The organism is Shimia thalassica (assembly GCF_001458215.1).
GTDB classification, from domain to species: domain Bacteria; phylum Pseudomonadota; class Alphaproteobacteria; order Rhodobacterales; family Rhodobacteraceae; genus Shimia; species Shimia thalassica.
Genome location: NZ_CYTW01000005.1, coordinates 158,012 through 170,098, shown reverse-complemented (window position 1 = coordinate 170,098; position 12,087 = coordinate 158,012). Strand labels below are relative to the sequence as shown.

Genomic DNA, 12,087 nt, shown 5'->3' with positions numbered 1-12,087 from the left:
GGCGCGACCATCTGCCAAATCAGGGATGTTAAGATGAAATTCACATGAAACGCCCTAGCTTTACTCTAAACATGCATTCGAAAAGGAGAATTCCGTGAACAAAACGCATCGCTGTTTCGCATTGTTCCCAAAACCGTGATGAAATTCGCTATATTTCCCAATAGTTTTGCAGAAATGCACCAACTGGTTGTAAGGTCGATAGGAAGAGATTCCATAACAGCAACCGCTTGCGCCTAGGAGAGCTCCAAATGACACCAGAACCAAATCAGCTACTGCGGCCATCGCTTTATGTTGGCGCACTCGTTTTGCCGCTTCTGATGAGCACGTCAGCTCTTGCCCAAAGCGCGGGTGGAGACTGGAGTTACAAGATCGCGCCTTACTTCTGGGGAACGGGCCTTTCCGGCACGGTCGCCACTTCGCCTGCTCTTCCGCCCGCTGATGTGGATGCCAGCTTCGGGGATATCTGGGACAACCTTGATTTTGCCGCGATGGTTGTGGGGCACGCAAATAACGGGCGCTTCGGGTTTTCCGGCGATTTGCAGTATTTCAAGCTGGGCAACTCCGGCCCGACACCGGGACCGGCGTATTCGTCCGTCGATGTCGCGATTACCAACAAGATTTACAGCCTGAACGCTGAATATCTTCTGAAAACCTCTTCCACATCAGAAGTCTGGGGCAGCATCGGCGCGCGGTATTGGAGCGTTGACGCCGGCCTTAACTTTAGCGCCGGAACAAGTCCCGCAGCATCCGCGCGAAGCAAGAACACCTGGGTTGACCCTATGATTGGCGTGCGCGGCAGAACCGAGCTTTCCGGGGATCTTTACCTTGTCGGCTGGGCCTATGCAGGCGGATTTGGCGTCGGATCTGACAGCAGTTTCGACCTGTTTGGCGCTCTTGGATATCAATTCACTCCAACCACCTCTGGCATAATCGGATATCGCTGGCTGTCGGTCGATCGTGAAGACGGCAGTTTCCAGTATGACGTCGAAATGGAAGGCCTCATGGCAGGTGTCAGTTTTAACTTCTAGGCACGACACCCTCTAGGAAAACACACGAAACGCTCTTGTTCGCGTGGTACGAGACTGGTTTTGAGAAACCGGTCCGGCGGGTAAATTTACATCGCCTTTTGGCATGACTGTGGTCCCCGTCAATTGACCCTCCAGTAAAATAACCTCAATATTCCTTCAAAATACAACACCTTGCCCCCAAAAGGTGCGGGCTTGACGCCTGTCCTCCAAAATAATTATGTTAAGTAATATTTGCGCGCGTCGCGAGAATGTTTGACGGGGGGAAACATGTCTCAGAAAAAAATTCGGAACATGGAAGAATTCGCCGCGGTCAGCGGCATCTCTCGACCGACCCTGTCCAAGTACTTCAACGATCCGGAAAGCGTTCGCAAATCGACCCGCCAGCGCGTTGAAGACGCCTTGCTGCATTATGATTATCGTCCCAATTTCTATGCCATGAACCAGAACCGGCGGACGACGCGCAACATTGGCATCGTCGTTCCATATCTTGCCGACCCCTTCTTTACCGAGATTGGCCGGGCTGTTGAGGTAAAGTGTATCGAAGCCGGATACAGCCCGATCCTGCTCAGCTCTCACGGCAACCCCGATCAGGAAAACGACAACCTCGAAGCGCTGCGCGCGCTCAAACCCGCTGGTGTATTGCTGGCCCCGCTTGGGCGGGCATCAGACAAGGGCGCCATCACCAAGTTCAGCACAGAAGTGCCTTTGGTTCTGTTTGACGCCAATATTGAAGACACGGGCGAGGCCTTTGTTGGGACCGACAACTTCCAAAGCGTCGATCTGATGGTTGAATACCTCTGTCGCAGCGGACAGCCGCCGTGTTTCTTCGAAATGAAATCCCCATCCAACCCGAACGCCAACAAACGTCGACAGGCCTATTTTGAAAGCATGGCGCGCCAAGGCCACGAGGCCCATGTATTCCAGGCCGAGGGTGAAGGTTGGGATTTTGAAGAAATCGGCAGCTCCGAGGGGGGCCAGCTTTTGATCGACAATGCCTTTCCCACCAATACGGTTTTGTGCAGCAATGATCGTCTGGCCATTGGAATGCTGGCAGCCGCTTATAAGAATGACATCAAGGTCGGGCTTGAACCGGATGCCTCAATGCGCATCGCAGGGCATGATGACCACCCGTTTTCCAAGTTCACATGCCCCCCGCTGACCACCATTTCACAGGATTATGCGGCCATCGCGGACCGCGCGGTCAGTACCCTTTTCGGGATAATCGAATCGGATTCGAAGCCTGCAACACGCAAAGAATCGCTCTTTGACGGCAAGTTGGTCATGCGGGACTCTGCATAACACTCTGATTTACATCCAAAATTCAAATAAGTTTACGCGCGTAAATTTTTATTTGACTTCGCGACACATAAATCGCTACCTTTTTAGGCACGACCAGTAGACTGACAGGGAGGAACCGATGTCGCTGAAGAAAACTTTATACGCCGCCTCGGCATTCGCGCTCTTAGCGGGCGCCAGCTATTCTGAAACCACAGTGACTATCGCAACCGTGAATAACGGTGACATGATCCGTATGCAGGGTCTGACAGACGATTTCACAGCGCAAAACCCCGACATCAAACTTGAATGGGTTACGCTTGAAGAAAACGTTCTGCGTCAACGCGTGACTCAGGACATCGCCGCCAAAGGCGGTCAGTTCGACGTTATGACCATCGGCACCTACGAAGTTCCAATCTGGGGCAAGCAGGGCTGGCTGGTATCGCTGAACGATCTGCCCGACGCATGGGATGCAGACGATCTTCTGCCAGCGATCCGCGGTGGTCTGACCGTTGATGGCGAACTTTATGCTGCACCGTTCTACGGCGAAAGCTCGATGGTCATGTATCGTAAAGACCTGATGGCTGCTGCTGGCATGGAAATGCCCGAAGCGCCAACATGGGACGAGATCAAGGCAGCTGCCGCCGCCATGACCGACAAAGAAGGTGAAGTCTACGGTATCTGTCTGCGTGGTAAAGCAGGCTGGGGCGAAAACATGGCCTTCCTGACCGCGATGTCGAACTCGTTCGGCGCACGCTGGTTTGACGAAAACTGGAAGCCCGAGTTGAATGGCGCCGAATGGACCGCCACCGTCAACTACTACATGGACCTGATGAACAACTATGGTCCTCCCGGTGCGTCCACCAACGGATTTAACGAAAACCTGTCTTTGTTCCAACAAGGCAAGTGCGGCATGTGGATTGACGCCACCGTGGCTGCGTCGTTCGTGACCAACCCGAAAGACTCGACTGTTGCTGACCAAGTTGGCTTTGCGCTGGCACCAGACAACGGCATGGGCAAACGCGGCAACTGGCTCTGGGCTTGGTCGCTGGGCATCCCAGCCGGCTCTGACGCGACAGATGCAGCGAAAAAGTTCGTCGCTTGGGCCACTTCGAAAGAGTACACCGCACTGGTTGCTTCGAAAGAAGGTTGGGCAAACGTACCTCCGGGCACACGTACATCGCTTTACGAGAATGCAGAATACGCCAAAGTACCGTTCGCAGCTATGACACTGGGTTCGATCAACGCAGCCGATCCGACCGCTCCTTCGGTCAAGCCGGTTCCGTATACTGGTGTTCAGTTTGTTGCCATCCCGGAATTCGCAGGTATCGCGACCCAAGTGGGTCAGGAAATCTCTGCCGCTCTGGCCGGACAACAGACAGTTGAGCAAGCGCTGGACAAAGCCCAGATGCTGACCTCTGAAGAAATGGAAGCTGCCGGCTACTAACGGCACCATCCCACAGCCCGAGGGGCCCCTCCTTCCCCTCTCTCCGCTCCTCGGGCAACAAATTTCGAGACATTGTTACCCTGAATCAGGCAGCCTGTAGGCAGTCAACAGCGGAGGTGCCTCATGGCAACGCAACATTCCCGATCAGCGGCGCGACTAATGATGGCCCCGGCGGTGATCCTTCTCCTGGGCTGGATGCTCGTCCCCCTCATCATGACCCTATTGTTTTCATTTAAGAAATACCTCCCTCTGCGCGGTGGAGACCTCGGTTGGGTCGGTTTTGACAACTACATTCGTTTTGTAACTTCCAGCGCATTCTGGCCTTCCGTCCTGACCACGCTGACCATCGTCGGTGGCGTTCTGGTCATCACCGTTGTTCTTGGTGTGTTTCTGGCCATTCTTCTTAATCAACCCATGTGGGGCCAAGGCATCGTTCGCATTCTGGTCATTGCACCCTTCTTTGTCATGCCGACCGTGTCCGCTCTGGTTTGGAAGAACATGTTCATGGATCCGGTGAACGGCCTGTTCGCCCATCTGTGGAAGTTTTTCGGGGCCGAACCCGTGGCCTGGCTCAGCGAAGCCTCACTCAGCTCGATTGTCATGATCGTGTCCTGGCAGTGGCTGCCCTTTGCAACCCTGATCCTGTTGACCGCGATCCAGTCGTTGGACAGTGAACAACTTGAAGCCTCTGAAATGGACGGCGCCCCGAAACTCGCCCAGTTCGGCTATATCACATTGCCCCACCTTGGACGTGCCATCACCGTTGTGGTGTTGATCCAAACGATCTTTCTGCTGTCGATCTTCGCAGAGATCTTTGTCACCACCCAAGGCAGTTTCGGCACCCGCACCCTGACTTATCTGATCTACCAGCGCGTTCTGGAAAGCCAAAACGTCGGCCTCGGATCTGCCGGTGGTGTCTATGCAATCATTCTCGCCAACATCGTTGCCATCTTCCTGATGCGCATGGTCGGCAAGAACCTGGACGCGTGAGGAGGATATCATGGCTCGCTCAGTTACCCAAAAACGCAAAATCATCAACACTGCCGCCGCGTGGTCTGTTGGCCTGCTGATCTTCTTTCCGATCCTGTGGACCATTCTCACCAGCTTCAAAACCGAAGCACAGGCGATTTCAGATCCTCCGGTGTTTCTGGCCTTTGACTGGACCCTGGAGAACTACACGGTTGTTCTGGAACGGTCGGACTATATGAGGTTCCTGTGGAACTCGATCATTATCGCAGGCGGCTCTACTCTTCTTGGCATCATCATTGCCATCCCCGCCGCATGGTCCATGGCCTTTGTGCCATCCAAACGCACCAAAGACATCCTTCTGTGGATGCTGTCGACCAAGATGCTGCCTGCTGTTGGCGTTCTGTATCCCATCTATCTGATCTTTATCAAAATGGGACTTCTCGACAGCAAGATTGGTCTGGTGGTTGTGTTGATGCTCATCAACCTGCCGATCATCGTCTGGATGCTTTACACCTACTTCAAGGAAATCCCTGGCGAAATTCTTGAAGCGGCACGGATGGACGGCGCCAGCCTGCGGGAAGAAGTTCTCTATGTGCTGACACCGATGGCTATCCCCGGCATCGCCTCGACGGTTCTTTTGAACGTCATTCTGGCGTGGAACGAAGCTTTCTGGACGCTCAACCTGACTGCAGCCAAAGCTGCGCCCCTCACGGCATTCATTGCGAGCTACTCCAGTCCAGAAGGTCTCTTCTACGCGAAACTTAGTGCGGCATCGACAATGGCGATTGCGCCGATCCTCATCCTTGGCTGGTTCAGCCAGAAACAACTCGTAAGCGGCCTGACTTTCGGCGCTGTTAAGTAAAGGACCTGATCAATGGGACAAATTCAACTTAACCAAGTGACAAAAAGCTTCGGCGCTGTCGAGGTCATCCCACCACTTGACCTGACCATCGAAGACGGCGAATTCTGCGTCTTTGTTGGTCCCTCGGGATGCGGCAAGTCTACACTTCTGCGTCTGATTGCCGGACTTGAAGATGTAACTTCGGGCCATATCGCAATTGATGGCAACGATGCCACCATGACCCCGCCCGCCAAACGCGGTCTGGCGATGGTGTTCCAATCCTACGCGCTTTATCCTCACATGTCGGTGCGCAAGAACATCGCCTTTCCGATGAAAATGGCGAAACTGCCCGAAGACGAGCAGAAACGCAGGATTGATGCCGCCGCACAGGCCCTCAATTTGACAGACTATCTGGATCGTCGTCCCGGGCAACTGTCTGGTGGTCAACGCCAGCGGGTTGCAATCGGACGTGCCATTGTTCGCGAACCTTCGGCCTTTTTGTTCGATGAACCCCTGTCGAACCTTGATGCGGCTTTGCGCGTTGGCATGCGGTTGGAAATCTCGGAACTTCACGAGCGTCTCAAAACCACAATGATCTATGTGACTCACGATCAGGTCGAAGCCATGACAATGGCCGACAAGATCGTCGTGCTGCAAGCCGGATTGATCGAACAGGTGGGCTCTCCTCTCGATCTCTACCACACGCCTCGCAACAAATTCGTGGCCGGCTTTATCGGCTCGCCCAAGATGAACTTCATCGAAGGCCCCGAGGCGGCAAAGTACGACGCCCACACCATCGGCATCCGTCCCGAGCACATCACTGTTTCAGCAGACGAAGGCCCCTGGTCCGGTGTGGTCAGTGTTTCCGAACACCTTGGGTCCGACACGTTCTTCCATATCCACGAAACCGGATTGGCAGATACGATCACGGTGCGTGCTGATGGCGAAGTGAACTTCCGTCACGGTGACCGTATCCGGCTGTCACCGCGGGCCGACATGATCCACAGGTTTGACGCCGAAGGCTTGAGGATCGCTTGATGCGCCTGGCTGGCAAAACGGCATTGATAACTGGCGCCGCCCGAGGGATCGGGCGCGCCTTTGCCGAGGCCTATCTGCGCGAAGGTGCGCAGGTTGCTCTGGCTGATATCGATTTCAGCGGAGCCCAGCAGGCAGCGGGCGAACTGGGTTCCAACAGTGTTGCGGTGCAGCTCGACGTCACAGATCAGAACAGCATCGACTCCGCTGTTGCGAAAACCATCGAAACCTTTGGGCACATCGACATCTTGATCAACAATGCCGCGGTTTTTACGGCCGCGCCCACCGTGGAAATCACACGCGAAGATTATGACCGGACGGTCGAGATCAATGTCGCGGGCACGTTGTTCACCATGCAGGCCGTCGCGCGGCACATGATCGAACGGGGTGCCGGTGGCAAGATCATCAATATGGCCAGCCAAGCAGGAAGACGCGGCGAGCCTTTGGTTGCGGTGTACTGCGCCACCAAAGCCGCAGTGATCAGCCTGACGCAATCGGCGGGTCTGGACCTGATCAAGCATAAAATAAACGTCAATGCTATTGCACCCGGCGTGGTCGATGGCGCCCACTGGGACGGCGTAGATGCGTTTTTTGCCAAATATGAAAACAAGGCCCCTGGCCAGAAAAAACAAGAAGTTGGAGCTGCGGTTCCTTTTGGTCGGATGGCCTCGCCAGAGGATCTGACCGGAATGGCGGTTTTCCTCGCAAGTGACGAGGCCAACTACATCGTTTCCCAATGCTATAACGTGGATGGTGGTCAATGGATGAGCTAATTCCCCTGAAAAATGCCTCTTTGGATCAGCTGCGCATTGATCGCCCGCACTATGACCGTTCGGGCCTGCGCCCCGGCATTGTCCATATCGGTGTCGGCAATTTTCATCGTGCGCATCAGGCGTGGTATCTGCATCGGCTTATGCAGGAAGGCAAAGCGCATGACTGGGCCATTCTGGGTGCAGGTGTGCGCCCCTTTGATGCCGATATGCGCGAACGGCTTTTGGCGCAGGATTGCCTGACAACCCTGATCGAACTCGACCCCGAGCGCAGCGCCGCCGAGGTCATCGGCTCTATGATCGGCTATCTTCCCATTGAGGAAACCAACGCATCCCTGATCGCGGCAATGGCAGATCCGTCCATCCGGATTGTTTCGCTGACCGTGACCGAGGGCGGATATTACATTGATCCCGCCACAAAAGGCTTCGATGCAGCGCATCCCGACATCCAGCACGACGCAGCCCACCCCGAGACCCCTCGGACGGCGTTCGGTGCGATGATCGCCGCGCTGAAACTGCGCCGGGACGCGGGTCACGGTCCGTTTACCGGATTGAGCTGCGATAACCTTCAGGGCAACGGGGCGATCCTCATGCAGACCGTTGTGTCTCTTGCCCGCCTTTCCGATCCCGACCTTGCAGGCTGGATCGAAACCCATATGACATTTCCCAATTCGATGGTGGATTGTATCGCGCCAGCAACAGGGCCGAATGAGTTGTCACTGGCCCGCAATTTTGGCCTGAAAGACGCGGCACCCGTCACTCACGAACCTTTCCGCCAATGGGTGATTGAAGACAACTTCTGTGCGGGGCGTCCTGATTGGGATCAGGCCGGTGCGACGTTCTCGGAGGATGTGCATTCCTACGAAACCATGAAAATCCGCATCCTGAACGCAGGGCACCAAGTTCTTGCAAACGCAGGAGAGTTGCTTGGGATCGTGACGATCTCGGACTGTATGGCCCATCCCTTGATTTCGGCCTTGTTCGCGAAGGTCCAGACCGAAGAAATTGCGCCAACCGTATCCGCGGTGCCCGGCATGACGCCTCAGGCTTATGTCGCACTGATCGACAGCCGGTTTTCCAACCCGCGTATCGTGGACACCACGCGTCGGGTCGCCTTTGATGGATCATCGCGTCATACGGGGTTCCTGTTGCCCATTTTGCGTGATCAGCTAGAGGCGCAAAGGTCTGTGAGCGGTCTTGCCCTTGTCGAGGCTCTTTGGGCACGCATGTGTGCCGGAACGCGTGAAGACGGGACACAAATCGAGCCCAATGATCCCTTTTGGGAGGATCTTCAGAAAACGGCACGGGTCGCACAGGACTCGCCTGCTGCATGGCTGGCGCAGACCCGCATCTATGGCGATCTGGCGTATTCGCTTGAATTTTCGGACGCGTTTTGCCGCTGGCTCCGCCTGATTTGGGATCAAGGAACCGAAGTAACGATTAAGACCTATCTGGCCGACTAACATCGGCCAGATAGGCGCTTTTCAACTGTGTGAAATACATCCAACCAAGGCAAAAGCCATGGGCGCATTCTAAAACGCACGGCTTTGGCCTTGGGACACTTCAAAACTCAGAGCGCAGCCGCAGCTTTAGCCAGAGCTTCGATTCCGGCCCAGTCTTCTGCGGCCACCATCTTTTGTGGGGCAACCCAACTTCCCCCGGCACAAAGCACATTTTCAAGCGCCAGATAGCTTGGGGCGTTTTGCGGGTTCACCCCGCCCGTTGGGCAAAACGTGATCTGCGGCAAAGGCCCCCCGATCGATTTGAGAGCAGGCGCGCCCCCCGCCGCCTCGGCAGGGAAGAATTTGAGCATATCAAACCCGTATTCCAACAGTTTCATCGCTTCTGTTGCGGTTGCTGCACCCGGCAAAAGGGGCAGGTCTTCGTCTGCACAGGCCTGCAGCAACGCCGGAGTTGCCCCGGGAGACACCCCGAATGTTGCGCCCGCCGCTTTAGCCGCACGCACGTCAGCAGGTGTGACAAGCGTACCTGCTCCGACGTGCCCGCCTGTCACTTGGGACATTTCGCGGATGGCGTCCAATGCTGCAGGGGTGCGCAAGGTCACTTCCAAAGCAGGCAAACCGCCTGCGACAAGCGCCTCGGCCAAGGGGCGGGCCGTTGCAACGTCATCAACCACAAGCACGGGCACAATCGGTGCCAAACGGCAAAGGTCGCGGGTCATCTGGCTGGCGGTTTGGGGAGAAAGGGTCATGGGTTAGCCTCCAAAAATGCTTGCGCCATCGGTCGCCGGACCAACCGCATTGCGAAACGTTGAAAAAAGCTCGCGCCCTGTGCCGAACTGGTTTTGCGACAAGTCAGCCGTGGCTGCCGGACGGGCGTCCACGTCTGGCGTCAAGATATCCAGCGTCCCTGCCACAGCATCAACCCGCAGGATATCTCCATCCTGCAAACGGGCAATGGCACCACCATCAACGGCTTCTGGGCAGACATGAATGGCAGCAGGCACCTTGCCAGACGCGCCGGACATCCGGCCATCCGTCACCAAGGCAACTTTTTGACCGCGCCCTTGCAAGATCGACAAAAGAGGCGTCAGGCTGTGCAACTCTGGCATGCCGTTGGCTTTTGGCCCTTGAAACCGCACCACAACCACCAAATCGCCTGTAAGCTCTCCGGCTTTGAATGCGGTTTTGACGTCTTGCTGATCGGCAAACACCCGCACAGGCGCCTCAACAACGCGATGTTCCGGGGCAACCGCAGACACCTTCATAACGGCCGTTCCCAAGGTTCCGGTCAGACGTTTAAGGCCCCCCGTCGCTTGGAATGGATCGGCAAAGGGGCGCAAGATTTTGTCGTTCAAGCTGTGGCCAGCGCCCTCTTTCCAGATCAAGGTCTCATCAGCAAAAACAGGATCTTTGGTATAGTGCCCAAGCCCCTGCCCCGCGACAGTCCATGTATCGTCGTGCAGCAGACCTTCGTTCAGCAGGTCGCCAATCATATATCCAAGTCCCCCTGCGGCATGGAAATGGTTCACGTCGGCCAGACCATTGGGGTACACGCGTGCCATGAGAGGCACGGCATCGGACAGATCCGAAAAATCCTGCCAGTCCAGAATGATCCCGCCAGCCCGTGCCATTGCAACCAGATGGATAAGCAGGTTCGTGGACCCGCCCGTCGCATTCAGCCCGACAATCCCGTTCACAAAGGCCCGCTCGTCCAGAATATCACAGACGGGCGTATAGTTGTCTCCCAATGCACTGAGAGACAACGCGCGCTTGGCGCCCTCTCCTGTCAAGGCATCCCGCAACTCTGTGTTCGGCGGTACGAAAGACGATCCCGGAAGGTGAAGCCCCATGAACTCCATCAACATCTGGTTGGTGTTGGCCGTGCCATAGAAAGTGCAGGTGCCCGGACCATGATAGGCCGCCATTTCGGCCTTCATCAAGGCATCCCGCCCGACCTCTCCGGCCGCAAATTTCTGGCGCACCTTGGCTTTGTCATCATTGGCAAGGCCACTGACCATTGGCCCCGCAGGCAGGAAAACCGCTGGCAAATGCCCAAAGGACTGGGCGGCAATCACAAGGCCGGGAACGATCTTGTCGCAAACACCCAAAAATACCGCCGCATCAAAGGTATTGTGGCTCAGCGCAACAGACGCAGCCAACGCAATGACGTCTCGGGAAAACAGCGACAACTCCATGCCTGATTCACCTTGGGTGACCCCGTCACACATCGCAGGGACACCTCCGGCCACCTGTGCCGTGCCGCCGATATCGCGTGCGGCCTGCCGGATAAGATTTGGATAATATTCAAACGGTTGGTGCGCCGACAACATGTCATTATAGGTCGTGACGATACCAAGGTTTCCGGCGGTACCTTCTGCCAGGGCGTCTTTGTCCGGGCCGGACGCGGCATAGGCATGGGCCTGTCCGCTGCACGATAGATGCGCGCGCGACGGGCCCTTGCGCCGTGCGGCGGCCATACGTTCCAGATAAACCGAGCGGGTGTCAGCGCTGCGGGCGACAATGCGATCCGTCACCTGTCTGACGGTGTCATTCAGAACAGTCATGTCAGTTCTCCATCGGCAATATGAATTGTAAGGTTTGGACGCTCCAGCAACAGTTTGACTGGGGCGTTCTCAATAGAGTGCTCGGCTGTGGCGCGGGAAATCGCCTCGACTTTTTCGGCCCCGCGGATCAACAGATGCAGGTGCTTGGCTGCCCCCAGCACGGGTGCGGTCAGCGTCAGGCGCGGCTCAATCGCGCCTTTGGCCCGCATAGGCAAAAGAACGGATGCACAGTCACTTGCCAGAGCCTCGCTCAAACGGTCCCCTTGGGGAAACAAGCTGGCAATGTGCATGTCTGCCCCCATGCCCAGAACACCGACATCTATGGGCAGCACGGCTTCGACCGCTTGCGCAATGTCTCCTAGCACGGATTCCGGAAATTCGGCGGGTGCATAGAGCGACACAAAGGTCGCCGCACTGGCTGCATTGCGCGCCAAGGTTTCTCGAAGAAGACGCATATTCGAACGCGCGTCTTGCTCTGCAACGAACCGTTCGTCGGTCAGCAAAACAGAGACATGCGCCCAATCGATCTCTGCCTTTGACAAGGCAGTCAGAAACGCGCCGGGGGTTGTGCCACCGGGAACAGCCAGCGTCGCGCGTCCTTTGTCAGCAAGAGACTGGGCCAATTGTGCCGCCACCTCATCCGCCAGTCCTTCGGCCTGATGTTGTGACGATGGATACTCAACAATCGTGTGCAT

Annotated in this window: 11 protein-coding genes; 8 read left to right on the top strand and 3 right to left on the bottom strand. The window is 56.1% G+C overall.

The window, feature by feature from the left end; genetic code table 11:
- The first annotated feature begins 248 nt into the window (after nt 1-248).
- From PH7735_RS17645 to PH7735_RS17610, 8 genes are all read left to right on the top strand, one after another.
- On the top strand, nt 249-1,028 hold the full coding sequence (locus PH7735_RS17645; RefSeq protein ID WP_058312745.1) for a hypothetical protein: 780 nt from the start codon (nt 249-251) through the stop codon (nt 1,026-1,028).
- 267 nt (nt 1,029-1,295) lie between these two features.
- Nucleotides 1,296-2,327: a LacI family DNA-binding transcriptional regulator gene (locus PH7735_RS17640; protein WP_058312744.1), complete on the top strand. Its 1,032-nt coding sequence runs from the start codon at nt 1,296-1,298 to the stop codon at nt 2,325-2,327.
- A gap of 118 nt (nt 2,328-2,445) precedes the next feature.
- The gene (locus PH7735_RS17635; protein ID WP_058312743.1) at nt 2,446-3,750 is read left to right on the top strand and encodes an ABC transporter substrate-binding protein; all 1,305 of its coding nucleotides are present in this window, start codon (nt 2,446-2,448) and stop codon (nt 3,748-3,750) included.
- Nucleotides 3,751-3,873: 123 nt separating this feature from the next.
- Complete coding sequence (locus PH7735_RS17630; protein WP_058312742.1) at nt 3,874-4,740, top strand: carbohydrate ABC transporter permease; 867 nt, start codon at nt 3,874-3,876, stop codon at nt 4,738-4,740.
- Nucleotides 4,741-4,750: 10 nt separating this feature from the next.
- Nucleotides 4,751-5,581, top strand: a complete 831-nt coding sequence (locus PH7735_RS17625; RefSeq protein ID WP_058312741.1) for a carbohydrate ABC transporter permease — start codon at nt 4,751-4,753, stop codon at nt 5,579-5,581.
- Between the two features lie 12 nt (nt 5,582-5,593).
- Nucleotides 5,594-6,598: an ABC transporter ATP-binding protein gene (locus tag PH7735_RS17620; protein WP_058312740.1), complete on the top strand. Its 1,005-nt coding sequence runs from the start codon at nt 5,594-5,596 to the stop codon at nt 6,596-6,598.
- Nucleotides 6,595-7,368 carry an L-iditol 2-dehydrogenase gene (locus PH7735_RS17615; protein ID WP_058312739.1) on the top strand — a complete coding sequence of 258 codons (774 nt, stop codon included), beginning with the start codon at nt 6,595-6,597 and terminating at the stop codon, nt 7,366-7,368. Before PH7735_RS17620 ends, PH7735_RS17615 begins: the two co-directional genes overlap by 4 nt.
- Nucleotides 7,356-8,828: a mannitol dehydrogenase family protein gene (locus PH7735_RS17610; protein WP_058312738.1), complete on the top strand. Its 1,473-nt coding sequence runs from the start codon at nt 7,356-7,358 to the stop codon at nt 8,826-8,828. The genes PH7735_RS17615 and PH7735_RS17610 overlap by 13 nt, the downstream gene beginning before the upstream one ends.
- 107 nt (nt 8,829-8,935) lie before the next feature.
- On the opposite strand, the gene eda is transcribed toward PH7735_RS17610, so the two are convergent.
- From eda to pgl, 3 genes are read right to left on the bottom strand one after another with little or no spacing between them, the layout of a single operon-like run.
- Nucleotides 8,936-9,577: a bifunctional 4-hydroxy-2-oxoglutarate aldolase/2-dehydro-3-deoxy-phosphogluconate aldolase gene (gene eda / locus PH7735_RS17605; protein WP_058312737.1), complete on the bottom strand. Its 642-nt coding sequence runs from the start codon at nt 9,575-9,577 to the stop codon at nt 8,936-8,938.
- Nucleotides 9,578-9,580: 3 nt separating this feature from the next.
- On the bottom strand, nt 9,581-11,392 hold the full coding sequence (gene edd, locus PH7735_RS17600; RefSeq protein WP_058312736.1) for a phosphogluconate dehydratase: 1,812 nt from the start codon (nt 11,390-11,392) through the stop codon (nt 9,581-9,583).
- On the bottom strand, nt 11,389-12,087 hold the full coding sequence (gene pgl / locus PH7735_RS17595; protein WP_058312735.1) for a 6-phosphogluconolactonase: 699 nt from the start codon (nt 12,085-12,087) through the stop codon (nt 11,389-11,391). Before pgl ends, edd begins: the two co-directional genes overlap by 4 nt.